Annotated in this window: 24 protein-coding genes, 1 other RNA gene and 1 other annotated feature; of the genes, 12 read left to right on the top strand and 13 right to left on the bottom strand. The window is 56.7% G+C overall.

The window, feature by feature from the left end:
• The first annotated feature begins 431 nt into the window (after window positions 1–431).
• The 4 genes from QZH36_RS07180 (at window position 432) to amtB (ending at window position 5,859) form a co-directional block, all read left to right on the top strand.
• On the top strand, window positions 432–2,207 hold the full coding sequence (locus QZH36_RS07180) for a SmdA family multidrug ABC transporter permease/ATP-binding protein (protein ID WP_301252404.1): 1,776 nt from the start codon (window positions 432–434) through the stop codon (window positions 2,205–2,207).
• The gene (locus QZH36_RS07175; protein ID WP_253455041.1) at window positions 2,194–3,948 is read left to right on the top strand and encodes a SmdB family multidrug efflux ABC transporter permease/ATP-binding protein; all 1,755 of its coding nucleotides are present in this window, start codon (window positions 2,194–2,196) and stop codon (window positions 3,946–3,948) included. Before QZH36_RS07180 ends, QZH36_RS07175 begins: the two co-directional genes overlap by 14 nt.
• A 250-nt stretch (window positions 3,949–4,198) precedes the next feature.
• Window positions 4,199–4,537, top strand: a complete 339-nt coding sequence (gene glnK, locus QZH36_RS07170; protein ID WP_125288441.1) for a P-II family nitrogen regulator — start codon at window positions 4,199–4,201, stop codon at window positions 4,535–4,537.
• 20 nt (window positions 4,538–4,557) lie between these two features.
• Window positions 4,558–5,859, top strand: a complete 1,302-nt coding sequence (amtB, locus tag QZH36_RS07165; RefSeq protein ID WP_370256072.1) for an ammonium transporter AmtB — start codon at window positions 4,558–4,560, stop codon at window positions 5,857–5,859.
• A 59-nt stretch (window positions 5,860–5,918) separates the two neighbouring features.
• Here the strand turns inward: amtB and tesB are convergent, their stop codons facing one another.
• Window positions 5,919–6,779: an acyl-CoA thioesterase II gene (gene tesB, locus QZH36_RS07160; protein ID WP_301729884.1), complete on the bottom strand. Its 861-nt coding sequence runs from the start codon at window positions 6,777–6,779 to the stop codon at window positions 5,919–5,921.
• A 199-nt stretch (window positions 6,780–6,978) separates the two neighbouring features.
• On the opposite strand from tesB, the gene QZH36_RS07155 reads away from it, so the two are divergent.
• Window positions 6,979–7,539: a YbaY family lipoprotein gene (locus QZH36_RS07155; protein ID WP_253455036.1), complete on the top strand. Its 561-nt coding sequence runs from the start codon at window positions 6,979–6,981 to the stop codon at window positions 7,537–7,539.
• 27 nt (window positions 7,540–7,566) lie between these two features.
• On the opposite strand, the gene QZH36_RS07150 is transcribed toward QZH36_RS07155, so the two are convergent.
• Window positions 7,567–7,878, bottom strand: a complete 312-nt coding sequence (locus QZH36_RS07150) for an MGMT family protein (protein ID WP_394148814.1) — start codon at window positions 7,876–7,878, stop codon at window positions 7,567–7,569.
• A 189-nt stretch (window positions 7,879–8,067) separates the two neighbouring features.
• Between QZH36_RS07150 and ffs the strand changes: the two genes are divergently transcribed.
• Window positions 8,068–8,164, top strand: an RNA gene (gene ffs / locus QZH36_RS07145) — signal recognition particle sRNA small type.
• A gap of 42 nt (window positions 8,165–8,206) precedes the next feature.
• Here the strand turns inward: ffs and hha are convergent.
• The 3 genes from hha to QZH36_RS07130 form a co-directional block, all read right to left on the bottom strand.
• Window positions 8,207–8,425 carry a hemolysin expression-modulating protein Hha gene (gene hha, locus QZH36_RS07140; RefSeq protein WP_125288446.1) on the bottom strand — a complete coding sequence of 73 codons (219 nt, stop codon included), beginning with the start codon at window positions 8,423–8,425 and terminating at the stop codon, window positions 8,207–8,209.
• 28 nt (window positions 8,426–8,453) lie between these two features.
• Window positions 8,454–8,834, bottom strand: coding sequence for an Hha toxicity modulator TomB (gene tomB / locus QZH36_RS07135; protein ID WP_125288630.1), 381 nt, complete (start codon window positions 8,832–8,834; stop codon window positions 8,454–8,456).
• A 143-nt stretch (window positions 8,835–8,977) separates the two neighbouring features.
• Window positions 8,978–9,331 (bottom strand): hypothetical protein, encoded by a 354-nt coding sequence (locus QZH36_RS07130; RefSeq protein WP_253455033.1) that lies wholly within the window; start codon window positions 9,329–9,331, stop codon window positions 8,978–8,980.
• Window positions 9,332–9,742: 411 nt separating this feature from the next.
• Here QZH36_RS07130 and QZH36_RS07125 point away from each other — a divergent pair, with 411 nt between their 5' ends.
• The 3 genes from QZH36_RS07125 to QZH36_RS07115 are packed head-to-tail and all read left to right on the top strand — an operon-like array spanning window position 9,743 to window position 12,143.
• Window positions 9,743–10,405 carry a metal ABC transporter ATP-binding protein gene (locus QZH36_RS07125; RefSeq protein ID WP_301252349.1) on the top strand — a complete coding sequence of 221 codons (663 nt, stop codon included), beginning with the start codon at window positions 9,743–9,745 and terminating at the stop codon, window positions 10,403–10,405.
• Window positions 10,402–11,268 carry a metal ABC transporter permease gene (locus tag QZH36_RS07120; protein WP_301252350.1) on the top strand — a complete coding sequence of 289 codons (867 nt, stop codon included), beginning with the start codon at window positions 10,402–10,404 and terminating at the stop codon, window positions 11,266–11,268. The genes QZH36_RS07125 and QZH36_RS07120 overlap by 4 nt, the downstream gene beginning before the upstream one ends.
• A complete protein-coding gene (locus tag QZH36_RS07115; RefSeq protein ID WP_301729883.1) occupies window positions 11,265–12,143 on the top strand; it encodes a metal ABC transporter substrate-binding protein in 879 nt (292 codons plus the stop codon). The genes QZH36_RS07120 and QZH36_RS07115 overlap by 4 nt, the downstream gene beginning before the upstream one ends.
• Window positions 12,144–12,422: 279 nt before the next feature.
• On the opposite strand, the gene ykgO is transcribed toward QZH36_RS07115, so the two are convergent.
• From ykgO to QZH36_RS07095, 4 genes are all read right to left on the bottom strand, one after another.
• On the bottom strand, window positions 12,423–12,563 hold the full coding sequence (ykgO, locus tag QZH36_RS07110; RefSeq protein ID WP_125288450.1) for a type B 50S ribosomal protein L36: 141 nt from the start codon (window positions 12,561–12,563) through the stop codon (window positions 12,423–12,425).
• 9 nt (window positions 12,564–12,572) lie between these two features.
• Window positions 12,573–12,824 carry a type B 50S ribosomal protein L31 gene (locus tag QZH36_RS07105; RefSeq protein ID WP_253455026.1) on the bottom strand — a complete coding sequence of 84 codons (252 nt, stop codon included), beginning with the start codon at window positions 12,822–12,824 and terminating at the stop codon, window positions 12,573–12,575.
• 444 nt (window positions 12,825–13,268) lie between these two features.
• On the bottom strand, window positions 13,269–16,415 hold the full coding sequence (gene acrB / locus QZH36_RS07100; RefSeq protein WP_253455024.1) for a multidrug efflux RND transporter permease subunit AcrB: 3,147 nt from the start codon (window positions 16,413–16,415) through the stop codon (window positions 13,269–13,271).
• A 17-nt stretch (window positions 16,416–16,432) separates the two neighbouring features.
• The gene (locus QZH36_RS07095) at window positions 16,433–17,617 is read right to left on the bottom strand and encodes an efflux RND transporter periplasmic adaptor subunit (RefSeq protein ID WP_253455023.1); all 1,185 of its coding nucleotides are present in this window, start codon (window positions 17,615–17,617) and stop codon (window positions 16,433–16,435) included.
• 142 nt (window positions 17,618–17,759) lie between these two features.
• Between QZH36_RS07095 and acrR the strand changes: the two genes are divergently transcribed.
• Window positions 17,760–18,401, top strand: coding sequence for a multidrug efflux transporter transcriptional repressor AcrR (acrR, locus tag QZH36_RS07090; protein ID WP_301252353.1), 642 nt, complete (start codon window positions 17,760–17,762; stop codon window positions 18,399–18,401).
• Here the strand turns inward: acrR and rsmS are convergent.
• Genes rsmS through priC form a run of 3 tightly spaced genes read right to left on the bottom strand, consistent with a single transcriptional unit; the run spans window position 18,398 to window position 19,407 of the window.
• The gene (gene rsmS / locus QZH36_RS07085; protein WP_253455020.1) at window positions 18,398–18,562 is read right to left on the bottom strand and encodes a pleiotropic regulatory protein RsmS; all 165 of its coding nucleotides are present in this window, start codon (window positions 18,560–18,562) and stop codon (window positions 18,398–18,400) included. The genes acrR and rsmS overlap by 4 nt on opposite strands.
• 14 nt (window positions 18,563–18,576) lie before the next feature.
• Complete coding sequence (locus QZH36_RS07080; RefSeq protein WP_253455019.1) at window positions 18,577–18,822, bottom strand: GlsB/YeaQ/YmgE family stress response membrane protein; 246 nt, start codon at window positions 18,820–18,822, stop codon at window positions 18,577–18,579.
• A gap of 51 nt (window positions 18,823–18,873) precedes the next feature.
• Window positions 18,874–19,407 carry a primosomal replication protein PriC gene (priC, locus tag QZH36_RS07075; protein ID WP_301729882.1) on the bottom strand — a complete coding sequence of 178 codons (534 nt, stop codon included), beginning with the start codon at window positions 19,405–19,407 and terminating at the stop codon, window positions 18,874–18,876.
• Between the two features lie 269 nt (window positions 19,408–19,676).
• Between priC and apt the strand changes: the two genes are divergently transcribed.
• Entirely contained in the window at window positions 19,677–20,228 is a 552-nt protein-coding gene (apt, locus tag QZH36_RS07070; RefSeq protein WP_253455016.1) for an adenine phosphoribosyltransferase, read from the top strand.
• 46 nt (window positions 20,229–20,274) lie between these two features.
• Here the strand turns inward: apt and QZH36_RS07065 are convergent, their stop codons facing one another.
• On the bottom strand, window positions 20,275–23,799 hold the full coding sequence (locus tag QZH36_RS07065) for an autotransporter outer membrane beta-barrel domain-containing protein (RefSeq protein WP_301729881.1): 3,525 nt from the start codon (window positions 23,797–23,799) through the stop codon (window positions 20,275–20,277).
• A gap of 516 nt (window positions 23,800–24,315) precedes the next feature.
• Between QZH36_RS07065 and dnaX the strand changes: the two genes are divergently transcribed.
• Window positions 24,316–26,265, top strand: coding sequence for a DNA polymerase III subunit gamma/tau (gene dnaX, locus QZH36_RS07060; RefSeq protein ID WP_253455015.1), 1,950 nt, complete (start codon window positions 24,316–24,318; stop codon window positions 26,263–26,265).
• Window positions 25,610–25,671: a sequence feature (DnaX frameshifting element), on the top strand. It overlaps the preceding gene by 62 nt.
• Window positions 26,266–26,284: the final 19 nt, after the last annotated feature.

The raw sequence follows: 26,284 nt of genomic DNA, 5'->3' as shown, positions 1-26,284 counted from the left end.
CTATAAACCTGACGGCAACGCCCTGGCGGCTCGGGTCGTTACGGTCATGCGTGCCAATGGTTCGTGAACAAAACGCTGTTTCTTCAGGTAACAACAGGCTGAACGTAACGCATTTACGGGAAAATCATTTACGCTATTCCCTGTAAACTACAGGGGCAACGGAGATTTATTCTTCTGCAGGCGCATACAAAAGATAAAACAGGGTCCAGGCTGTTTTTACGGCACCCGATAGCGGAACAAGGCCACCGTAAATTATGGCGGATGCCGCGTCTCTCATTACTCCGACATGCCGGAAACGCTTGAAATGGCCGGAACAGGAAGGCTATATTCGCGGCCGGGTCGCGCTGATGGCGGCGGTCCAGAGAAATAAATACACATTGGCGCTGCCGCTGAACCACGGCGCTCGCCCGAACCTGACCAGGACGTTTATTGTGCGACTTTTCAGCCAGTTGAGCTGGTACTTTATGCGTGAATGGCGCCGCTATCTTGGCGCCGTTTTTCTGCTGATTATCATTGCGCTGCTGCAGCTGCTGCCGCCGAAGCTTGTCGGTACTATCGTGGACGGCGTCTCCCATCAGCAGATGAGTGCTTCGCGCCTGCTGATGTGGGTGGGCGTGATGCTGCTCACGGCTATTGTGGTCTATCTGCTGCGCTACGTCTGGCGCGTGCTGCTTTTCGGCGCCTCCTATCAGCTTGCCGTCGAGCTGCGGCAGGACTTCTATCGTCAGCTCAGCCGTCAGCATCCCGAATTTTACCTGCGTCACCGTACCGGCGATTTGATCGCCCGCGCCACCAACGATGTGGATCGCGTGGTGTTTGCCGCCGGAGAAGGCGTGCTGACGCTGGTGGACTCGCTGGTGATGGGGCTGGCGGTGCTGGTGGTGATGAGCACGCAGATTAGCTGGCAGCTGACCCTGCTGGCGCTGCTGCCGATGCCGGTCATGGCGATAGTGATCAAACGCTACGGCGACCAGCTCCATCATCGTTTTAAGCATGCTCAGGCCGCCTTTTCGTCGCTTAACGACAGAACGCAGGAGAGCCTGACCAGCATTCGTATGATCAAAGCCTTTGGGCTGGAAGACCATCAGTCCGCACAGTTCGCCGATATCGCCCGCGACACGGGCCAAAAAAACCTGCGCGTGGCGCGGATTGACGCCCGCTTCGATCCTACTATTTATATTGCCATCGGGCTGTCGAACCTGCTGGCGATCGGCGGCGGCAGCTGGCTGGTCTGGCACGGTCAGATGACGCTGGGCCAGCTGACCAGCTTTGTCATGTACCTTGGCCTGATGATCTGGCCAATGCTGGCGCTGGCCTGGATGTTCAATATCGTCGAGCGCGGCAGCGCGGCCTGGAGCCGCATTCGCTCGCTGCTGGCAGAGGCGCCGGCGGTAGAGGACGGCAGTAAAACGCTGCCGGAAGATCGCGGCCAGCTGCAAATCGCTATCAGGGAATTTTGCTATCCTGGCGCGCAGCAGCCCTCGCTACGCCATATCAACGTTAACCTTAAGCCCGGCCAGATGCTGGGGCTGTGCGGGCCGACAGGCGCCGGGAAAAGCACGCTGTTAAGCCTGATCCAGCGGCACTTCGATATTGCGCAGGGCGACATCCGCTATCACGGTATTCCGCTGCCGCAGCTGCGTCTGGACAGCTGGCGTAGCCGCATGGCGGTCGTCAGCCAGACGCCGTTTCTTTTTTCCGACACCATCGCCAACAATATCGCATTGGGTCGACCTACGGCGCAGCAAAGCGATATTGAGCGCGCCGCGCGGCTTGCCTGCGTACATGAAGATATTCTGCGGCTGCCCCAGGGCTACGATACCGAAGTTGGAGAGCGCGGGGTGATGCTTTCCGGGGGACAGAAACAGCGTATATCTATTGCCAGGGCGTTGCTGCTGAACGCGGAAATCCTGATCCTGGACGATGCGCTGTCGGCGGTCGACGGCCGTACAGAACACCAGATACTGCATAATTTAAGAAAATGGGGCGCAGGAAGAACCGTGATTATCAGCGCGCACCGTTTGTCCGCCCTGACGGAAGCCAGTGAAATCCTGGTGATGCAGCAGGGCACGGTGGCCCAGCGCGGGCAGCATGAGGCGTTGATTGCCCAGGACGGCTGGTATCAGGATATGTATCGTTATCAGCAGCTGGAAGCCGCGCTGGACGAGGACGAAATCGCGAAAGGGGTACCGCATGGCGAATCTTAATCAGCTCTGGCCCACGCTGAAACGCCTGCTGCGCTACGGTTCGCCGTGGCGGAAATCGCTTGGCCTGGCGATAGTATTGCTGTGGATAGCGGCGGTGGCGGAAGTGCTCGGCCCGGTGCTGGTCAGCTATTTTATCGATAACATGGTGGCGAAGCATTCCATGCCGCTGGGGCTGGTCACCGGGCTGGCCGTCAGCTTTCTCCTGCTGCAAATCCTGGCCGCCGCGCTGCACTACTGGCAGTCGCTGCTGTTTAACGAGGCGGCGGTAGGCGTAGTGCAGCGGCTGCGTACGGACGTCATGGACGCCGCGCTGCGCCAGCCGCTGAGCGCTTTTGATACCCAGCCCGTTGGCCAGATTATTTCACGCGTGACCAATGACACCGAAGTCGTGCGCGATCTCTACGTCACCGTGGTAGCCACCGTGCTGCGCAGCGCGGCGCTGATCGGTGCCATGCTGGTGGCGATGTTCAGTCTCGACTGGCGCATGGCGCTGGTGGCGATAATGATTTTTCCGGCCGTGCTGACCGTGATGCTGATTTATCAGCGCTACAGTACGCCTATCGTACGGCGAGTGCGTAGCTATCTGGCCGATATTAACAACGGCTTTAATGAAGTGATCAGCGGCATGAGCGTGATCCAGCAGTTTCGTCAGCAGGCGCGCTTTGGTGAGCGGATGAGCGAAGCGAGCCGCTCGCACTATCTGGCGAGAATGGAAACGCTACGGCTGGATGGCTTTCTGCTCCGGCCGCTGCTCAGCCTGTTTTCCGCCATGATCCTGTGCGGGCTGATGCTGCTGTTTGGCTTCTCCTCCAGCGGCAGCTTCGAGGTTGGCGTGCTTTACGCGTTTATTAACTACCTGGGCAGGCTGAACGAGCCGCTGATTGAGCTGACCACCCAGCAGTCGATGCTGCAACAGGCGGTAGTGGCCGGCGAGCGCATTTTTGAACTGATGGACGCGCCTCGCCAGCACTATGGTCAGGATAGTCGGCCGCTGGCCTCGGGGCGCATTGAGATTGAACATCTGAGCTTCGCCTACCGCGACGATCGCAACGTGCTCAACGATATCAACCTCAGCGTGCCTTCGCGCAGCTTTGTGGCGCTGGTCGGCCATACCGGCAGCGGGAAAAGCACGCTCGCTAACTTGCTGATGGGCTACTACCCGGTGAAGCAGGGTGAAATTCGCCTGGACGGCAGGCCGCTGACCGGGCTCAGCCACGGCGTGCTGCGCGAAGGCGTGGCGATGGTGCAGCAGGATCCGGTGGTGCTGGCCGACACCTTTTTCGCTAACGTGGCGCTGGGGCGTTCGATAAGCGAAGAGGCGGTCTGGCACGCGCTGGAAACCGTTCAGCTTGCCGAACTGGCGCGCTCGCTCTCCGACGGTATCTATACGCGGCTGGGCGAACAGGGTAACAATCTTTCCGTGGGTCAGAAGCAGCTGCTGGCGATGGCGCGCGTGCTGGTCGCCTCGCCGCAAATTCTGATCCTGGATGAAGCGACGGCGAATATTGATTCCGGCACGGAGCAGGCGATCCAGAAAGCGCTTAAGGCCGTTCGTCAGCAAACCACGCTGGTGGTTATCGCTCACCGACTCTCTACTATTATCGATGCGGATACCATTCTGGTGCTGCACAGAGGCCATGCGGTAGAGCAGGGCAACCATCAGCAGCTGTTGGCGAAACAGGGCCGTTACTGGCAGATGTATCAGCTCCAGCTGGCGGGCGAGGAGCTGGAAGAAACGTAATACCGCTTCGCTGCACTAAAAGCAGGCGGTCGGGCTGATAAAACAGCGGCGATGCACAATTTCGACGCGTAACGCACCTTAATGGTGCGTTTTCTTTTTCCCTCTATGCTTAATGTCATCATCAGGCCGCCACGCGTACGCAATATCTGCCGCCGCGCCTTTTAAAACGCACGTTTCTGATTTATGGCACAGCCTTTGCTTTGGTTAACGCAGGGCGGAATCACCGTTTTCTTTAGCTGGAGGGGATCGTATGAAGCTGGTTACCGTGGTAATCAAACCGTTTAAATTAGAAGACGTGCGCGAGGCGCTTTCTGCCATTGGCATTCAGGGCCTGACCGTCACCGAAGTCAAGGGATTTGGTCGCCAGAAAGGCCATGCCGAGCTTTATCGCGGCGCTGAATACAGCGTGAACTTCCTGCCAAAAGTTAAAATCGATGTGGCGATAGCGGACGACCAGCTGGACGAGGTTGTCGACGTTATCAGCAAGGCCGCCTACACCGGCAAAATTGGCGACGGTAAGATTTTTGTCGCTGAACTACAGCGGGTTATCCGTATTCGCACCGGCGAAGCGGACGAAGCCGCACTCTGATCTCGGGGCTAAGAATTGTGATGGGATGGGATAAAATGAGAAAAATGACTACCTTCGGCCTCGCCAGCCTCAGCCTGTTGCCCTCGCTTGCGATGGCGGCGCCGCCAGCCGTGGCGGACAAGGCCGATAACGCCTTTATGATGATTTGCACCGCGCTGGTGCTGTTTATGACGCTACCCGGCATTGCGCTTTTCTACGGCGGCCTCATCCGGGCCAAAAACGTCCTGTCCATGCTGACTCAGGTTTCCGTGACCTTTGCAATGGTGTGCGTTATCTGGATGCTCTACGGCTATTCGCTGGCCTTCAGCACGGGCAACGCTTTCTTTGGCGACTTCAGCATGGCGATGTTGAAAAACATTCAGCTGACGGCGCTGGTTGGAACCTTCTACCAGTATATTCACGTTTCGTTCCAGGCTTCCTTTGCCTGCATTACCGTCGGCCTGATCGTTGGCGCGCTGGCCGAGCGTATTCGTTTCTCTGCGGTGCTGATCTTTGTGGCTATCTGGGTCACTTTCTCCTATCTGCCCATCGCGCACATGGTCTGGTCCGGTGGACTGCTGGCGCAGGACGGCGCGCTGGACTTTGCCGGCGGCACCGTGGTGCATATCAACGCCGCCGTTGCCGGTCTGGTCGGCGCTTACCTGGTCGGCAAACGCGCGGGCTTTGGCAAAGAAGCCTTTAAACCGCACAACCTGCCGATGGTCTTCACCGGCACGGCGATCCTGTATGTCGGCTGGTTCGGCTTTAACGCCGGTTCGGCGAGCGCGGCTAACGAAATCGCGGCGCTGGCATTCCTGAACACCGTTATGGCGACCGCAGGCGCGATGCTGAGCTGGACGTTTGGCGAATGGGCGCTGCGCGGCAAGCCTTCGCTGCTGGGCGTCTGCTCTGGTGCGATCGCGGGTCTGGTGGCGATTACGCCAGCCTGTGGCTATGTTGGCGTCGGCGGCGCGTTGGTTATCGGTATTATCGGCGGTCTGGCGGGCCTGTGGGGCGTTACCGTGCTGAAAAGATGGCTGCGCGTTGACGATCCCTGTGACGTGTTCGGCGTGCACGGCGTGTGCGGTATTGTAGGCTGCATCCTGACCGGCGTTTTCGCTTCTTCTTCACTGGGCGGCGTCGGCTATGCCTCTGGCGTAACGATGGGGCATCAGATTTGGGTGCAGCTCTATAGCGTAGGCATTACGGTGGTCTGGACCGGCGTGGTCGCCTTTATCGCCTTTAAGGTTGCGGATATGACAGTCGGCCTGCGCGTGACCGAAGATCACGAACGTGAAGGTCTGGATGTGAACAGCCACGGCGAAAACGCTTATAACCAGTAAGCCGACTCGCAGCCGCTCTCGCTATCAAACCCCGCGCTCTGCGGGGTTTGTTATTTCAGCTACTGACGTAGGCGCATCACGCCTTCCTGCACCGTTGAAGCGACCAGTACCCCATCCTGGGTAAAGAATTCGCCGCGCACAAAGCCTCTGGCGCCGGATGCTGACGTGCTCTCCACACTATAGAGCAGCCACTGATTCAGGTCGAAAGGGCGGTGAAACCACATCGAGTGATCGATAGTGGCGACCTGCATTCCCGGTTCCAGAAACCCTTTGCCGTGCGGCTGGAGCGCGACCGGCAGGAAGTTAAAGTCCGAAGCGTAGCCCAGCAGGTATTGGTGTATACGCCTGTCGTCCGGCATGGGGCCGTTAGCCCGCAGCCAGACATGGCGCACCGGTTCGTCAACGTGGCCTTTCAGCGGGTTGTGAAATTTAACCGGGCGGATTTCAAACGGTTTTTCTGACAGGAACTTTTCCCGCGCCTTTTCAGGAATAAAATGCGACAGCTGTTTGGCGATTTCGCCTTCCGTGGTGAGGGACTCCGGGCCGGCAACGTCCGGCATCGGTTTCTGATGCTCAAAACCTGTTTCCGGCGCCTGGAAAGAGGCGGTCATATAAAAAATAGGCTGGCCGTTCTGGATGGCGCTGACCCGGCGGGCGCTGAAGCTGTGCCCGTCGCGCAGGGTTTCTACGTCGTAAATAATGGCTTTCTGGCTGTCGCCGGGCCGCAAAAAGTAGCTGTGGAACGAATGGATAATGCGCTCCGCCGGGACCGTCTGCTTGGCGGCATAAAGCGCCTGGCCGACCACCTGACCGCCAAAAACCTGACGCAGGCCGAGATCCTCGCTCTGGCCGCGAAACAGGCCCTCTTCCAGCTTTTCCAGGTTCATTAAATTTAACAGTTCGTGCAGTGCCTGACTCATGGCGGCTTCCTCAATAGTCGGTTCCCTTTCAGTTTGCGAAACCGAACCCGCTGCCGTCAACGTCGGGGAAAAATATTCTTCCGCACGCGTTCCTTATTTGGCTTACAGGCGAAAATCAATAACCTGTGCCAGAATTAAGGCTTACGGGGCAGGCTTGCTGTCCCTTATGTCCCGCATTGATCGCAAGGAGAATAAATCAATGAAACTTTGGCCTGTATTGACCGGCGCCGCTTTGGCGGTCGCACTTTCCGGATGTGCTGATAAAGGTAGAGATGTCCCCACGCCGACGCTGGCTTCCAAAGTCGCGGGGGAAGCAGATACGCTGCGCCAGCCGCACGTTAGCGGAACCATTACGCTTCCGGCCAACGTGCGCCTGCCGCCTGATGCTTCATTAACCGTGATGCTTTCTGATGCTTCCCTGTCAGACGCACCGGCAAAAGTGATTTCACAGCGCGTAGTGCTGACCGATGGCAAACAGGCGCCGTTCAAATTTATCCTGCCTTTCAATCCGGCGGACATTCAGCCTAACGCCAGGATCCTGCTGAGTGCAGCGGTAATTGTCGATCGCAACGTCGTATTAATAGCCGATTCTATTAAGCCGGTTATTAACGGCGGCGGTACAAAAGACCAGACGCTTAACCTGAAGGCCGTGCCGGCGAAAGCCCTACCGACGGCTCAACGCGCGCCTGTAGCGGTACCCTCGACTTCACCTACGCTGGTGACGCCGACCTCAACCGTGCCTGCGCCAACTTCACTGTAATGGTTTCCGCCCCTTTACGGGGGCGGTTCATCCCTGCCAGCGGTAGCGCTCCAGCGCGATTTTTCCGTTATGATCTACTTCTACGCCCTCTGCCAATAAAGCCTGGCGTTGGCGATCGAGATCGCCGCCCGTTAACGAAATCTCACCCAGCCGGTTAATGACTCTGTGCCATGGAAGCTTGCTGCCTGCCGGTAGCCGTTTTAATACGCCGCCAACCTGACGCGCGGCGCGCGGCGAACCCGCCAGCCGGGCAATATCGCCATAGGTGGTCACCTTACCGTAGGGGATAGCGGCAACAATTTGCCAGATACGGCGTGGAAAAGTGTCTTGTTCAGTCATCTCTGCTCCCCGTTACTGCAAATAAAGTAATCGAAAGCGGTCTTAAGCTGAAGGGATGTGGCGGATAATAGCAGGGGAAAGGGCGATGTTGTGCAAGAAAACAACGGTCGTCGGGCGCGGGCTTGCAATTGCCCAGGGGTTCATTGATAATGCCCTCGCTCCATTACATGGGGCAATCAATGGGGGCCCGGTTGGTTCTCCCGCAACGCTAACTTGTGAACTCGGTCAGATCCGGAAGGAAGCAGCCGCAGCAGGTGACGCGTGTGCCGGGATGTAGCTGGCAGGGCCCCCACCCAATTCCTCCGGGGAACCCTCACCGCTTCATCTCTTATCGTACAAACTTCCAGACAGAAACCGGCACTTTATCGTAAAGCTTATTCATGGTCAGTTCGGCAAGCCGATGATCCGCCGCTGAATAAAATACGGCCAGCTCATTATCAGATAATTCGTATTTGTTTTTTTCGATAACGCGTTCGAGCGTGTCAATTGAACGGCATCGTCTTAAACGCATCAGATAATCAGTTTTCGTAAGTAGTTTATCTGTCATTATTAAACCATTGAAAAAATAAAGGTTACTAAAATGAATGGCTTGTCTGTGCGGTAACGACAGCACATTCCTCTGTAAAAACGTTGAACAGCCGTTTCGCTGATTTCTGCCAGCGCTGAAGATCCTGGCCATTAATACCGTAGTTGCTGAAAAGCATAAAGGTATCGTCAAGATATTCATCAATCTGACTAATCAACTCGCTGTCTTCAATATGCTTAATTTTGTAATTCATGGTAAACCCGGCAATATGCTCAATCAGGTCATTAAGCTGCAGGTTAATTGCTGAAGTTGGATCGTTAACCCAGCCGTGATGGCTATCGCCTAACGTGGCCAGACTTTCATCATACAGGTTTTCACACAAAAATTTCAGCTGGGCAATATCATGCCTTTTCGGTGAGTATTCGTCCATCTTTTTCCCCTCCATAGCCAGTGAAAAATGGTATACCGCAGGCTTTCTGCGAGCGGGGTGCCAGGAAGCGATATTGAATCTCGTGCGAGTGCTTTAATAAATATAACTCTCTTAAATTGTATTTTGAGTACTATTACTAAAAATTACAATTCATCCGCGGCTGCGGCGCGTTCCGTATCAATAAAATCAAATATCAGCGCATCGGGCTGGCTTTCAAAATTTACTGACTGGGTGGTCGTTTCATCTGCATCGATATCAAGACAGGCGTTGAAAACGTTCCAGCAGAAACTGTAAGTCATTTTGTAACCCGACGGCGCCGTTTGTTCAACTGAAATAATTTTCACACTTCCCGGAACATATTGCGCATTTTGTGAATACCATAACAGTGAGCCAGTTAACTCGGTTTCTATTTTGGGAATAATCCGCTGAATAAGGCTAATCCATTCGGACTCATTTTCTTCATCAGGCGCTGAAGAGACAGGAATACGTTTGCGCATTTTTTCTCCACAGAGTTAATAAACGCTTATACAGATAATTGTTGTTAGCTTTAAAATAATCAAGCCGCTTAAAAAGAGAAAAAACTATCTTGATGATTTGACTGTTAATTATTTTAGTAGAGGATCCCGCTTTCTGCGATAGAAAAACCCGATTAAGGTGAAGAAATTTTATATAACCGCATCTCTTTTTATTACTTTTTGTGGAAATAAAAAGATACATTTTAGTTCAGCGCGCTTTCCATCATCGTAATATGCTATTGTTATGTTATAACGTAACTATAGTGCTGCCATGTTAAGTTTTACTGCTTCTTCTCGTCCCACATTACTGATGCAATCAGCCCGAGCACGTTTACTTTTTGCTCTGATCGCCGTGCTGGCTTTGCTGGCGCTGAGCGGATGGGCGGTATCCCCATGATTACGCTAACAGATCTCCGGGTCGGCTATCGCGGGAGCGCCGTTACCCCGTCCCTTAACGGGACGTTCCAGCCGGGGTCAATGACCGCGCTGGTGGGGGCAAACGGCTGTGGAAAATCCACGTTGCTAAAAACCTTCGCGGGCCTGCTGCCGCCCGTAAGTGGTCAACTCAGCTGCCTGACGCAGGATACAGCATGGTTACCGCAGCAATCCGAAATTGAGAGAAATTTCCCTGTCAGCGTAGCCGATCTGGTGGCGATGGGCTGCTGGCGACGCTGCGGCTGGTTTGGGGCTATCGGTCGACCTGAAAGGCAGCGGATTATGGCGGCGCTGGAAGAGGTCAATATGGCTGAATTCGCCGCCGCGCAGCCCGGCACGCTTTCTGGCGGACAGCTGCAGCGTGTGCTTTTTGCCAGGCTACTGGTACAGGATGCTTCGCTACTGCTGCTTGATGAACCTTTTACCGGCATCGATACGGCAACGACCAGTCTGCTGCTGGCGCTGCTGCAGGCGCGGCATCGGGCTGGCTGCACGCTGATCGTGGTGCTGCACGATATGACGATGGTTACGCGATCCTTCCCGCAGATCCTGCGGCTGGACTCCACTCAGGCGGAATGGATCACGCAATCGCCGGAACCGATCGTGTTGGAGTCAGCATGACGCTTTTACAGCCTTTTATCGAATTCGCCTTTATGCGCCGCGCGCTGGTTGCCTGCATTGCGCTTTCGCTCAGCGCCACGCCGCTGGGCGTCTTTTTGCTGCTGCGTCGCATGAGCCTGGTCGGCGACGCGCTTTCCCATGCGGTGCTGCCCGGCGCGGCTATCGGCTATTTGATTTCCGGCCTTTCGCTGGTCGCAATGGGCATTGGCGGCATTATCGCCGGGCTGTCGGTAGCGCTGCTGTCGGGCGCGGTCAGCCGCTATACGCCGCTGCGTGAAGACGCCAGTTTTGCCGGTTTTTATCTCGGCTCGCTGGCGCTGGGCGTGACGCTGGTTTCACTGCGCGGCTCCAGCGTCGATCTGCTGCATGTACTGTTCGGCTCGTTGCTGGCCGTTGATAATCCCTCGCTTCTGCTGGTCAGCGCGATAGCGTCGGTGACGCTGCTGGCGCTGGCGTTGATTTATCGTCCGCTGGTGATCGATGCCTTCGACCCTGCTTTTTTACGCGCGCAGAGCCGCTGGGCTGCACTGCTGGTACACGCGCTTTTTCTGATACTGGTTGTGACCAACCTGGTGGCAGGCTTTCAGGTTCTCGGCACGCTGATGTGCGTGGGGCTGATGATGCTGCCCGCAGCGGCATCCCGCTTCTGGCGTAAAGAACTGCCCGGCATGGTTGGCACCGCCATGACACTGGGGCTGATCGCCAGCTTCAGCGGTCTGTCGGCCTCATTCTACCTGGCGCTGCCTGCCGGGCCCGCCGTGGTGCTCTGTGCCGCGCTGCTGTTCTTTATCTCGATTTTAGTAGGGCCATGCGGCGGAATATTGCGCGCGCGTTTTTTTACTGTTGATAAGGAAAAAAGATGAAAAAGTTACCCCTTATGCTGGCGCTGGCCGCCCTGTGTGCCACGCCGCTGGCGATGGCGAAAACGCTGGAGACGGTAGCCAGCTTCACGGTGTTGGCCGATATCGTTAAGCAGGTCGGCGGCGAGCATGTAGAGGTAAAAAGCCTTGTCGGGCCGAATGGCGATCCGCACAGCTTTGAGCCGACGCCGCAGGACAGCCAGGCGCTGGCTAAAGCGGATGTGGTGTTCGTCAGCGGCCTGGGGCTGGAAGGCTGGATGGACCGCCTGATCTCAGCCTCGGAATACAAAGGCCATGTCGTTGTCGCTTCAGCAGGCATTACGACGCGCACTATGGAGGAGGAGGGGAAAACGGTTACCGATCCGCATGCCTGGAACAGCATGAAAAATGGCGAAATCTATGCCAGCAACGTGATGAACGCATTGATTGCTGCCGATCCGCAGGATGCAAACGACTTCCGCCAGCGCGGCGCGGCCTATATTGCCCGACTGCAAAAGCTGGACGAATGGGCCGCTGACCAGTTTGCGGCCATCCCGGCGGCGAAGCGTAAAGTGCTGACCAGCCACGATGCCTTCGGCTATTTTGGCCAGCGCTATGGCGTAACCTTTATGTCGCCAGTCGGCTTCTCTACGGAATCTGAGGCCAACGCTGCCGACGTGGCGGGGCTGATTACCCAGCTGAAAAAGGAGCATATCCACAGCTACTTTATTGAAAACCAGACCGATCCTCGCCTGGTGCAGCAGATCGCTTCGGCAACCGGCGCCCGGCCCGGCGGCGAGCTCTACCCGGAAGCGCTGACGGAAAAAGGTGGCGCGGCTGATTCTCTGGAAGCGGCTTTTCGTCATAACGTAACGGCGATGCTGGCCAGCATGAAATAAAAAAGCGGGCCGATAACCGGCCCGCCTGAATAAATACTCCTGACCAGATAAAAGTAGCCTTCTTGTGGACTGCATTCCTCAGCACTTTTTATTGCATAAGCAGCCTTCTGGCGGATCGCATTCTTCAGACGCTTTTTATGGCAAAAGCAGACTTCATGCCGGTTGCTTTTTCCCGGCATTTAATCGACAGAAATAGAGTACGTGGTGGATACGGTACCGGAAGAGAACGCGCACGATATTCTTTATGGCAAAAGCGGCTTTGATGCCGCTTGCATATCCTCAGCGCTTTTTCTTTTTGCCCTGAACCGCTTTAAAGCGCGGATTGCTTTTGCAAATCACAAAAACCCGGCCGTGACGACGCACGATCTTGCAGTCTTTATGGCGTTTTCTGGCCGAAGCCAGCGAGTTAAGCACCTGCATTTTCACTCCTTACTTACTAAAAAAGCGGCCAAAGCGCTGGTTAAAGCGGTGCGCGCTGCCTTCTTTGGCAAACTCTTTTTGTTTGCCGGTGTAGTAAGCATGGGAAGCCGAAGAGACGTCCAGTGTTACATAAGGCAGCGTTTTACCGTCCAGCTCGATTGTGCGGTCGGTTTTAATGGTAGAGCCGACGACAAAAAAGGTATCGGCGCTGGTGTCGTGAAAAGCGACAGTGCGGTAAGCCGGATGGATTGCTTGTTTCATAAAACCCCCTGATTTTGTATGTTATAACATAACAATAATTATGCGCGCCGTGATTTTAAAATGCAAGCGTAAAGGAGGCACGCAGACCAGCAACGATAACGGAACACAGAAACAGAGAGCCCCGGAGCAGAAAAACATTGGAACAGGGGAGCAGGAGAGCAGGAGAGCAGGAGAGCAGGAGAGCAGGGGAACAGGGGAGCAAGGGAGCAAGGGAGCAAAGGAGCAAAGGAGCAAGGGAGCAGGCGAGCAGGCGAGCAGGCGAGCAGGGGAATAAGGGAACAAGGTAGCAGGGTACGAAAACAGAGAACAAAAAAGTATGGCGGGAAGATGATTGGAAGAAGAAGACGCGTGCGCTGCCAGAGACGGTCACAAAAACAGGCATTACCGGCACCTGAAGAAAAAAGAGGCCGCAAAAGCGGCCTCTTAAAGATCAAGCGGGATGCCTTAGTGAGGACGGTCCGTATGATGCGGTTCCAGATCCTCTTTATGCTTGCTGAAGCGGCGGCGAACCACCACGAAGAACACAGGCACGAAGAAGATAGCCAGAATAGTTGCCGTTACCATACCGCCCATTACGCCGGTACCTACCGCGTTCTGCGCACCGGAGCCTGCGCCGGTACTGATGGTCAGCGGCAGTACGCCCAGGATAAAGGCCAGCGAGGTCATCAGAATAGGACGAAGACGCATACGTACCGCTTCCAGCGTCGCTTCTATCAGACCTTTGCCTTCTTTCTCCATCAAATCTTTGGCGAACTCGACGATTAGAATGGCGTTCTTCGCCGACAGCCCGATGGTGGTCAACAGGCCTACCACAAAGTACACGTCGTTGCTCAGGCCGCGCATAGTGGTGAACAGCAGGGCGCCGATAACGCCCAGCGGCACAACCAGCATAACCGAGAACGGAATCGACCAGCTCTCATACAGCGCTGCCAGACACAGGAACACGACGATCAGCGAGATAGCATAGAGCGCTGGCGCCTGGTTACCCGAGAGACGTTCCTGATAGGACATGCCCGTCCACTCGTAGCCAATGCCCTTCGGCAGCTTCGAGGCCAGCTCTTCCATCAGGTTCATGGCATCGCCCGAACTTTTGCCTGGCGCAGCCTGACCCAGGATCTCCATAGAAGGCAGACCGTTATAGCGTTCCAGACGTGGTGAACCGTACTGCCATTTCGCGCTGGCGAAGGACGAGAACGGCACCATTTCGCCATTTGAGGCGCGCACGTACCATTTATCGATATCGCCAGGCAGCATACGAGCATCGGCTTGTCCCATCACGTAAACTTTCTTCACACGACCGCGATCGATGAAGTCATTGACGTAAGAGCCGCCCCAGGCCGCACCCAGCGTGGTGTTGATATCAGAAATAGACACGCCCAGCGCTTCCGCTTTCTCCTGGTCGATAGTCAGCTTGTACTGCGGCGTATCTTCCAGACCGTTTGGACGCATACCTACCAGCGTATCCGGATGCTGGGCAGCCATGCCGAGCAGCTGGTTACGGGCATTGGTCAGGGCTTCATGGCCCAGGTTGCCCTGGTCAATCAGCTCAAAGTCAAAGCCGGTGGCGTTACCGAGTTCGATAATCGCCGGCAGGTTAAACGGGATCACCATCGCATCTTTGATGGCGCCGAAAGCCTGCATGGCACGACCAGCAATGCCTTCCACTTTGTTTTCCGACCCGCTGCGCTCGTCCCACGGCTTCAGGCTGACGAAGGCGATACCGGTGTTCTGGCCGCGTCCTGCAAAACCGAAGCCGTTAACGGTAAACACCGAACGCACGTTATCCTTCTCTTTGGTCAGGAAGTAGTCCGTTACCTGGTCCAGCACCTTCTGCGTACGGCCCTGAGTCGCGCCGGCAGGCAGCGAAGCCTGAGCCAGCAGCAGCCCCTGATCCTCTTCCGGCAGGAAGGCGCTTGGCAGCTTCACGAACATATAAGCCATGCCGACCACAATCACCAGATAGATCAGCAGATAGCGGCCGGTGCTGCGAATGATATGGCCAACGCTGTCGGTATAGTGGTTGGTACTTTTGTCGAACATGCGGTTAAACCAGCCGAAAAAGCCGGTGGTTTTACCGTGGTCGCCTTTCTTGATCGGCTTGAGTAACGTTGCGCACAGCGCAGGCGTCAGGATCAGCGCTACGATAACCGACAGCACCATCGCGGAAACAATCGTGATGGAGAACTGGCGATAGATAACGCCGGTAGAGCCGCCGAAGAAGGCCATCGGAATAAATACTGCCGAAAGCACCAGCGCAATACCGACCAGCGCGCCCTGGATCTGCCCCATGGACTTGCGGGTAGCCTCTTTAGGCGGCAGACCTTCTTCCGCCATCACGCGTTCGACGTTCTCCACCACCACGATGGCGTCATCCACCAGCAGGCCGATGGCGAGCACCATCCCGAACATCGTTAGCGTGTTTATCGAATAGCCGAAGGCGCTGATAATGGCAAAGGTCCCCAACAATACGACCGGCACAGCGATCGTCGGGATCAGCGTGGCGCGGAAGTTCTGCAGGAACAGATACATGACGATAAAGACCAGCACGATCGCTTCGATCAGGGTTTTTACCACCTCCATGATGGAGATTTTAACGAACGGCGTAGTATCGTACGGATAAACCACTTTCAGGCCGGCCGGGAAGAACGGTTCCAGCTTGCCCAGCTCCGCTTTGACCGCTGCCGCCGTGTCCAGCGCGTTAGCGCCGGTAGCCAGTTTGATACCGATACCGGAGGCCGGTTTGCCGTTATAACGCGCGACAACCTCGTAGTTTTCGCCGCCCAGCTCGATTTTCGCCACGTCTTTTAACAGCACGCGAGAACCATCCGTGTTGACTTTCAACAGGATCTTGCCGAACTCATCGGTAGAGGTCAGACGGGTTTGCGCAATGATAGAGGCGTTAAGCTGCTGGCCCGGCACCGGCGGCGAACCGCCAAGCTGACCGGCGGCCACCTGGGCGTTCTGCGCGGTGATAGCGCTGATGACGTCAACCGGCGTCAGCTGATAGTTATTCAGCTTGTGCGGGTCCATCCAGATACGCATCGCATACTGAGCACCAAATATCTGGGTATCGCCTACGCCGGTGGTACGGCTGATAGGATCCTTGATATTTGACGCCACGTAGTCCGCAATATCATTCTGCGTCATGGTGCCGTCTTCGTTGACGAAACCTGCCACCATCAGGAAGCTGCTGGAGGATTTTTGTACCTGGATACCCTGCTGCTGAACTTCCTGCGGCAGTAGCGGCGTGGCCAGCTGCAGTTTGTTCTGCACCTGAACCTGCGCGATATCCGGATCGGTACCTGACTCAAAGGTCAGGGTCAGCTGCAGCGTGCCCGATGAATCGCTGTTTGACGACATATACATCAGGCCGTCAATCCCGTTCATGTTCTGCTCGATAACCTGCGTTACCGAGTCCTGCAGCGTTTTAGCATCGGCACCCGGATAGGTGGCGCGAATCTGTACGGCCGGTGGCGCAACATTAGGATATTGCTCAATCGGCAGTTTTAGAATCGACAGCACGCCCACCAGCATAATAATGATGGCGATGACCCATGCGAAGATGGGGCGATCGATAAAGAACTTAGCCATGTATCAGCGGCTCCTGTTTAAGACTTCGGTTGGTCAGACTGCGTTTTGGTCACGTCGTCTGCACTCACTTCCTGCGGAGTCACAGTGGCGCCCGCTTTGGCTCGCTGTACACCGGTGGTGATGACACGGTCGCCCTCTTTCAGACCTGCCGTAACCAGCCACTTGTCGCCAACTGCCTGTTCCGTGGTCAAATTACGGGATTCCACTTTATTGTCCGCGCCCACGACCATTGCCGTAGCCTGGCCGGTTGGCGTGCGGGTAACGGCCTGCTGCGGCACTAACAGCGCGGAAGGATTGGTGCCTTCTTCCAGGCGAGCGCGCACAAACATACCGGGCAGCAGCGAATGATCCGGATTAGGGAACACGGCGCGCAGCGTAATGGAACCGGTCGTTTCGTCCACCGTCACATCGGAGAATTCCAATGTTCCGCTTTGCGCGAATTCGCTACCATCCGGTAATAACAGTTTCACTTTTGCCTTACCGTCGGCCTGCTGCAGCTTGCCAGAGTTCAGCTCCTGACGCAGACGCATGAAATCTTCGCTCGATTGCGTGACGTCGACGTAAATAGGATCAAGCTGCTGAACTGTGGCGAGAGCAGTGGTCTGGCCGCTCTGAACCAGCGCGCCTTCGGTCACGGCAGATTTACCAATGCGACCGCTGATAGGCGAAATCACTTTGGTGTAGGCCAGATTGATGCGGGCAGTCTCTACGCTGGCTTTTGCCACCTGTACGGCTGCGGCGGTCTGGCTCTGCGTCGATACGGCGTTATCGTAGTCCTGCTGACTGATATATTTGGTACCCATCAGCGGCTTATAGCGTTTAACGGTCAGCGCGGCGATTTGCGCGTTGGCCTGAGCCTGAGCTAAATCCCCTTTTGCGCTGTCGTAGGTCGCCTGATAAGGCGCCGGGTCAATCTGATAAAGTGACTGACCGGCTTTTACATCGCTGCCTTCCACAAAATTACGCTTGAGAATGATGCCCGAAACCTGAGGGCGAACTTCTGCAACACGGAACGAGGAAGTACGACCCGGAAGATCGGTCGTAATGGTTAGCGGTGCGCTTTTCAGGGTAAGTACGCCCACTTCCGGCGCTTTTTGCTGACCGCCCTGTTGTGCGTCTTTGTTATCACATCCCGTTAGCACCAGGCTGCCTGAAAGCATCAGAACGGCCGCCAGAGGCGTTAACCCCCTGTTTTTGTTCATAAATAAACCTCGAGTGTCCGATATCGATTGTTCAATGGATCACAAAATCCATAAACCCATTGCTGCGTTTAAATTATGGTCGTGCTATGGTACATACATTCGCAAATGTATGTAAGTGCACCCTGGTTGTTAACATCCCCTTATGGCACGAAAAACCAAACAGCAAGCGTTAGAAACACGAAATCATATCCTTGACGCAGCTATCGCCAGGTTTTCCGAGCATGGTGTAGCGAAAACTTCTCTGGCCGACATCGCCGCCGCTGCCGGCGTAACGCGTGGCGCAATTTACTGGCACTTCAAAAACAAAACCGATTTGCTCAATGAAATATGGGCGCAGTCCGAGACCGGACTGGAGAATATAGAGCTTGAGTATCAATTAAAATACCCATCCGATCCACTCTCTGTTTTACGCGCCATGCTGACTTATGTCCTTGAAGCTACGGTAAGGGATACGCGCAGGCGTGCGCTGATGGAAATTATCTTTCATAAATGCGAATTTGTCGGCGAAATGACCACGTTGCAAATGATGCAGCAAACGTTATATCTGGAATGTTACGACAAAATTGAAGATGTATTGCGGCAGTGCATGACGCAGCAGCAGCTGCCGGGCGAGCTGGATACGCGGCGAACGGCCGTGGTCATGCGCGGCTATATAACCGGTATTATGGAAAACTGGCTGTTTATGCCGGAAAGCTTCGATCTGGCTTCGGATGCGCCGCAGCTGGTAGAGGTGCTGCTTGATACCGTCATGCACAGCCCGGCGCTCCGCAAGGCCGCCTGCTAGGGAAGGGCGCCTGGATTTTCGCCGCGCGCCTTTTTCTCAAAATCTCGTTGCACGATAGCTAAAGCAGCCAGTACCGTTTGCGGCGCGATCTGGTTCTCCTCAAGCAGCATAATCAAATCAACAGCCAGCTTTACTTCTTCTGGCGCGCTTTCCAGCGACATATTCTTCTCCCGATTTAAATACGGAGTTTTTTAGCAACCAATACCATCAGCAGCGCGCCAGCCAGCGCAATCAGCTGCGCTCTGGGTTCCGCTACGGCCAGGCTGCCATAATTAAAAAAGACCCCGATATAGCCGCCGACCAGCGAGCCAATGATGGCCAGCGCCAGCGTCGCTATCAGGCCGCCGGGGCGGCCAGGAAAGACATAGCGGGTAACGAATCCTACCGATAGCCCGATGATTATCCAGGAGAGAAGTCCCATTTGCGATCTCCAGTCAGCTTTTTCAAAAAGTATAGCAACGCCGCTGCGTACTCATTGTCGGTCGCGGTTTTCAATCGCGCGCTCGATTTTTTTTAATGCCAGCAGACAACGCTGTAACCGCCCCTCCAGCGCCGCGATTTCCTGCTGCAGCTTCCGCTGCTGCGCCAGCGTTTCCTGATGAGCAAGCTGGCTTTCCCGATCGGCGACCATTGCGCGCAGGCGGCGCTCGTAATCCTGATGTTTCGCCAGCTTCTCGTAAAGATTCTCCGGCTCTGGCTCCGGTCTGGTTTCGCTGTTGCGCAGCTTTAGCGTAGCCAGCTCGCGCTGTAGCGCGCTTATCTGCAGCACCACGCGTTCGGCCATCCAGGCAACGCGCTCCGTGCGGTGGCCGTTTACGCTTTGCCTGAGTAAGGCCATACTTTGCCGCGCTTCCTGTAGATAGTCGGCAAGCCGCGTACCGTGGCAGTGAAACAGCTGGCTGTCAAAACGCGCTTTCGCGGTGCGTTGGTTAGCGTGAGGCGCAATGGTCTGCGCCAGTTGTTCCAGCTTTGCTTCCAGCTGCTCAAGCAAATGGGCGCTTTTCATTTTTCTCTCTCCCCTGGTGAGCCGCGCCTATAATACGCTTAATTTGATCGATCTGTGCGCTGGTCTGCTTTTTCCTGAGCGACTCAGGTTGATTAAGGGCAACAAATACGTGGATTTTGCTTCCGACGGTTGCAATTGTCGGACGATTTGCATAGATTTGGTCGTTTTCGTGCGTGGCTTCCCCCGGACACTCCCGTCTTGCTCTGCGACTTCCTCGCCAGAGCAACGAAGCTGCGCGAGTCAGATTTGTATTTACCAGGCATAACACTATGACCGCGACTGCGCAGCAGCTTGAATTTCTTAAAAACAGTATCAAAAGCATTGAGGATTATCCTAAGCCAGGCATTCTGTTCCGTGACGTCACCAGCCTGCTGGAAGATCCAAAAGCCTATGCACTCAGCATTGAACTGTTGGTTGAACGCTATCGTGATGCAGGTATTACTAAAGTTGTAGGTACCGAAGCGCGCGGCTTCCTGTTTGGCGCGCCGGTGGCTCTGGCACTTGGCGTAGGCTTTGTGCCCGTACGCAAGCCGGGCAAGCTGCCGCGTAAAACCTTCGCTGAAACCTACGAGCTGGAATACGGCACGGACTGTCTGGAACTGCATTGCGATGCCATCGGACCGGGCGATAAAGTGCTGGTGGTAGACGATCTGCTGGCTACGGGCGGCACGATTGAAGCGACCGTCAAACTGATCCGTCGCGCAGGCGGCGAGGTAAAAGACGCGGCGTTTATCATCAATCTGTTTGATTTGAGTGGCGAAGCGCGCCTGAAGGCGATGGGGCTGGAGTGCTTCAGCCTGGTGAACTTCCCCGGTCACTAAGCCGTTGCAGAAAAAAAAAGGCTGGCGCTTGCCAGCCTTTTTTTATTTAAAATTTTATGTTGAAGGAGGCCGAAACCGCCTGAGCAGTTTCGTGCGACGATTTTTGCAGGTCGTAATGCAACCCATAGGTCAGATCGCCTTTTTGCAGCACCGCGCCCGTGCTGAAGCTGAAAGCCGAACCGTCGGCAAGCCGGGACTCGCTCCAGCCCGTGCCGCTAACGTCGGCCATGCTGACGCGGGTACCGTGAGTGGTATCGCCGGTGGTGGCGATAAATGAAAGATCCACTCTGGGCTTCAGCGTATAGCCCGATTCGTACTGAAATTCGCGAGCCAGGCTGACTCCCAGCGGCACCGACCAGAGCGAGGCCGAAGCGGCAGCGTTATTGAACAAGGATTTACCGCTGCTTTTCGCCGTAAAGCTATTGGTTTTCAGCCGGGTGTAGCGCAGGCCGATATGCGGTATCACATCCAGATATTCCAGGTTGAACAGATACTCCGCCGTCAGCCCGGCGCTTATGATGGTTGATTTCGCTTCGCCTGAGAGGGTTGGGTAGCCCGCAGCCGGAAGCGACATCTTCATATCATGGCTCACCCGCGAGTAGTCTACGTCAGCCACCAGATCCCAGTTATTGTTCAACCAGCTGCCGTACAGGGAGCCGCCCCAGAAATCCAGGTCGTTTTTCACCGGATAGAGATTGCCGCTTGTCCTGCTTTTTCCCCGGCCGGTATGCAGTGCGACGCCGGTTTTCAGGATCGCGCCCTGTTGCGTAATCAACGTATCTTCAGCGCCGATAAAAGCGCCGCCCATACTGGTTTTACTTTTACTGTCAAAACCGCCAGCGCTATAGCCTTTCAGACGGGCGTTATCGTAGAACAGCGATGTCCACAGATTAAAGCCTTCTTCCGGCGGCGTGCCGTCAAAAAGATGTTCGCTTTGGGAAAGATGGCGGGCGAGGGCGCGGGTCGCGGCAGACATCGTCTGATAGCTGGCGCCTGCAACGTTAGCCACGGAGGCGAAGTTAATGGCGGATTCCACCAGGCGTGCAGCGGTAGCGGCATCGCTGACGTAGCGCACGTCCATCGTTTGTGAAAGGAACTGCTGGGCAGCGTTGTCGGAAGCCGTGTTTACCCCAACTTCAGCAGTCATCGCCTTAAGCAGCTTTACCGAGCCGGCAGAGAGCTTCGGCAAGGCAGCGCTGTAATCGGCATTGCCGAGCGTAAGCAGCGTTCCTTCTGCATTGGTCGATGAAGTCGCCATTATCAGACGGCTGGTGGTATTAATGTTCGCCTGCTGCCAGCCGGGCGTCGTCAGGGGGTTTGCTCCTGTTGCTATCGTAAAACTTTCACCGGCGGCTACGCCATCATCCGTCAGCACCAGCAGGCTGGCTTTATTGTCAATCTGCGCATTGCCCAGCGCCAGCGCGACTTTGCCGGAGTCTATGTAGGATCGGGCATGGATCACCGTTAGCGAAGAGGATCCTAATCCCTGCGTTGCCTCATCGCCGCCGATCCGCCAGGCGAGCTCGTTGCTGGCGAAATCGATCGTGCCGTCGCCGCTCAGGATCAGCTTGCCGTTCCAGCTTGTTTGCAGCGCTTGCTGAAGCTGCGCCACGCTTTCCTGCCAGTGATGCGCGTTCAGCTCCGTAGAGCCAAAAACGATCGAGCCGTCGCCGCTGACGGTCAGCGTTCCCTGCGTCGCCTCCAGCGTTTTACTGGTAAAGGTGCCGCCGCTGACGATCAGGCTGCCGTTGTTCAGTTCCGTATTATTGACCCGGAAAGTCCCGCCGCTCTGCAAATAGCGCCCGTCTGCCGTTGAGGCGACGCCGGTCAGCGCGTTCCAGACCGTGGCGGTGCCGATAGCCAGCGTGCCGGCGGTAAAGGTGCCGCCGCGCAGTTCCAGCTGGCCCGTGCCGCCAGCGCCAGCTGTCTGCGCCCAGGCGCTGCTGTTTAATACGCCGTTGTGGCTGCCGCTGGCCCCGCCGAGCTGAACGGTTGTACCGATTTGGCCGCTGCCGCTGGTGAAGATGGCGATACCGTTGCCGCCGTTACCCGCTTTGCCGCCGTTGCCCGAGCGACCTTTGGCACCGTTGTTGCTGCCGCCATCGCCCGCATCGCCTCCCTGGCCGCCCAGCTGTAGCGTGCCGCCGTTGTTGAGCGTACCGCTGTTAAACCACAGCGTACCGGCCGCGCCGTTGGAAGCATTGCCGCCACTACCGGCGGCGGCGCTGCCCTGTAACGCACCGCCGTTGCCGCCGCTGCCGCCGTCGCCGCCAAGAGAGATGCCGGAGGTCACGGTCAGCGTGCTGCCTTCCACCGTCAGCATGCCGGTGCCGGCCTGTCCGGCGTTGCCGCCCAAACCGCCCTGGCCGCCAGCTGCGCCTTTTCCGGCTGCCGCAACGCTATCCGCCGCGCCTGCCTGGCCGTTGCTGCCGCTGTTGCCGCCGTTAGCGCCTTTCCCACCGTTAGCGCCAACCTTCAGCGCCTGCGCGTTTACGGTGCTGTTGTTAAGCAACAGCCTGCCTTCGCCACCGTTGCCGCCGTTAGCGCCGCGCCCGCCGTTTCCGCCTTTAGCGCCGCCGCCGCCGTTGCCGCTGTCGCCCGTTTCGCCTGTGACGTTGGTTTCGATATAGGGATCGGCAGTGTGTCCCGCATCGCCGCCGTTGCCGCCGTTTGCGCCATCGCCGCCGTCCGATCCGTCACCGGCTGCGCCGCCGACGGCCAGCGTACTTCTGACCGTTACCGTAGTGCCGTTGAGGGTCAATACGCCGCTGCCGCCGTTACCGCCATCGGCTCCGTTGCCGCCGCTGCCGCCTTTGCCGCCCGCGCCACCGCTGCCGCCGTTGCCCGGCATCCCACCGGCAGCCTGCAAACCGGGGACGCCCGCCTCGCCGCCGCTTTTTCCGGCACCGCCGCCGCCGCCGGGCTGACCGTTTCCTCCCGCACTGGCGGCGCCGCCATCACCGCCGACGGCCAGAACCGTGCTGGTAAAAGCGCTTTGATTAATAGTCAGCGTGCCGTTTCCGCCTGTCGCCGCGACGCCGCCGCTGCCGCCGTTCGCGCCATGACCGCCGCTGCCGCCGTCGCCACCGTTACCGCCATCGCCGCCCATGCCTGCATTACCGCCGCTGCCGCCGTTTCCGCCTTTTCCTGCCGCGCCGCCGCCGGCACCGGCTGAGGCTTCGCCCGCCAGACCGCCATGGCCGCCGCCGCCGCCAATTTGCAGTATGCCCAGCTGTCCTTTCACATTATGCAATGAGCCAGTCGCGTCGGAGCCTCTGGTGCCGATCGCGCCGTCGACGCCCGGCGTACCGTTGGCGCCGTTGCTGCCCGACACGCCGTCGCTGCCGCTGCCGCCGTTGCCGTTTCCCGCCGCGTTAGCACCGTTGCCGCCGTTGCCGCCGGTGCCTGCTTCACCCGGCAGGCTGGCGGTGCTGCCGCTGCCGCCATCGCCGCCCTGGGCGCCGACGGTAATATTATCTTCCGCCTGGGCAGAATGAATAAAAACGGTGCCGGGCGAGATAAAGATTGCCAACGCATTAAAAGCGCCGAGCCATATTTTTTTATTCTGCATACCCGGCTTTTCAGGATGAAATGTCCTTTTCTTATTTTCCATTTTACCAGTCCATTAGTTTTATTTGACAAGGATTGTATAAATTTTTCTTATAAAATCGCTTATTTTCAATTGGTTAAATATAATGTAATTTGATTCACTCTTAAATAACTCCAGCTCCTCCAGCTATTTTTTAATAAAGCTATTTTTTAGGGTGTCGTTATTAAATACGTTAATTTTTGGAGGGTAAATCTGTTTTGTCATTTTAGGAAAAGTGACTGATTTTCGGGTTGTGCGGTTTTCTGGCTGCAACAGGTAATTTTCTGCCCAACTTCACGCTATTCTTTTTTTATCATTATCTGAACGGCGTTTTTACTGGTGCTGGCCACAAGCGGATTTAGCCGCTGGTTTTACGCAAAGTGATAGGAATGACCCAGGCCGTACTGGTACACTGTAGCGGCAATCAGCAACGAGGCTAAAACACGGGTTAACGGTGTTTAGATGAATTATTCTCTATAAATCAATGATGAATCACGAATGAGCTACCAGGTACTGGCCCGCAAGTGGCGTCCCCAGGCGTTCAGTGATGTCGTCGGTCAGGAGCACGTGCTGACCGCGCTGGCGAACGGCCTGTCGCTTGGCCGCATCCATCACGCTTATCTTTTTTCCGGCACCAGGGGCGTGGGAAAAACCACTATTGCCCGTCTTCTGGCAAAAGGCCTTAACTGTGAAACCGGCATTACCGCTACGCCCTGTGGAAAATGCGACAACTGTCGCGAAATCGAACAGGGCCGCTTTGTCGACTTAATTGAGATCGACGCCGCCTCGCGCACCAAGGTCGAGGATACCCGCGATCTGCTGGATAACGTGCAGTACGCGCCCGCGCGCGGCCGCTTTAAAGTTTATCTGATCGATGAAGTGCATATGCTTTCGCGGCACAGCTTTAACGCGCTGTTGAAAACGCTGGAAGAGCCGCCCGAGCACGTGAAGTTTTTGCTTGCTACTACCGATCCGCAAAAGCTGCCGGTCACTATTTTATCGCGCTGCCTGCAATTCCATCTGAAGGCGCTGGACGTTGGCCAGATCCGTGGCCAGCTTGAACACGTGCTGGAAGCGGAGCAGATCGCCTCCGAAGCGCGCGCGTTACAGCTGTTGGCAAGAGCCGCCGATGGCAGTATGCGCGACGCGTTAAGCCTGACCGACCAGGCTATCGCCATGGGGCAGGGGCAGATCACCACGGCGACGGTCAGCACTATGCTTGGCACGCTGGACGACGAGCAGCCGCTGGCGCTGATCGAAGCGCTGGTGAACGCCGAAGGCGAGCAGGTCATGTCTTTGCTGGACCAGGCCGCTTCACGCGGCGTCGAGTGGGAAGCGCTGCTGGTAGAAATGCTGACGCTGCTGCACCGCGTGGCGATGATACAGCTGCTGCCCTCCGCGCTGGGTGAAGAGTTCGCCACTGCCGAGCAGCGCCTGCGCGAGCTGGCGCGCGTTCTGCCGCCTGCCGACGTACAGCTTTATTATCAAACGCTGCTGGTCGGCCGCAAAGAGCTGCCGCTGGCACCCGATCGCCGCATGGGCGTAGAGATGGCGCTGCTGCGCGCGCTGGCTTTTCATCCTAAACAGGTGATTGCAGAGCCGGTCGCGCGTCCTGCGATGGTGCCGCAGGCTCAGCCTTCAGCGCCGGGCCAACAGGAAACGATCCCGTCGCCGTCCGCAGCGCAGAGCCAGCCGCCGGCAGGCCCGGCGCCGACGCATACCGTGCAGGCCAGCGCGCCGCTGCCTGATACCACCAGCCAGCTGTTGCAGGCGCGAACGCAATTGATGCGCCAGCAGGGAGCGACCAAACTAAAAAAGAGTGAGCCGGCAGCGCCCAATGCGCGGCCGGCAGGCTCGGCGCTGGAGCGGCTGGCTGCCGCGACCGAGCGTGGTCAGAAGCGGCAAAGCGCCGTTATCGCGACTGAACCGGTAAAGCCGGAGGCCTATCGTTGGAAAGCGCAAACCGTCGAGGCGAAGCCGGAACCGGTGGCCACGCCCAAAGCCTTGCGCACGGCGTTAGAACATGAGAAAACCCCGGAGCTGATGGCGAAGCTGACCACGGAATCGCAGCAGCGCGACGCCTGGGCGGCGGAAATCGCCGGGCTGACGCTGCCGAAGCTGGTGCAGCAGCTGGCGCTGAACGCCTGGAAAGAGCAGACGGCAGACGGGATCTGTCTGCACCTGCGTTCCAGCCAGCGTCACCTGAACTCGCCGTCGGCACAGAAAGCGCTGAGCGAGGCGCTGAGCGCGGCGGCAGGCAAGCCGGTTGAACTGACGCTGATTGAAGACGATAATCCGACGGTGCTGACGCCGCTGGAGTGGCGACAAAAAATCTACGAAGAGAAACTGGCGCAGGCGCGTCAGTCAATTATCGCGGATAATCATATTCAGACGCTGTGTCGCTTTTTTGATGCGGACGTGGATGAAGAGAGTATTCGCCCCCTTTGAAACGCTGTTCCCGTGCTGC

The sequence above is a fragment of the Erwinia wuhanensis genome (assembly GCF_030484085.1).
In the GTDB taxonomy this organism is placed as follows: Bacteria; Pseudomonadota; Gammaproteobacteria; order Enterobacterales; family Enterobacteriaceae; genus Erwinia; species Erwinia aeris.
The sequence above is the reverse complement of the archived record's forward strand: the minus strand, read 5'-3'. Positions and strand labels throughout refer to the sequence as shown.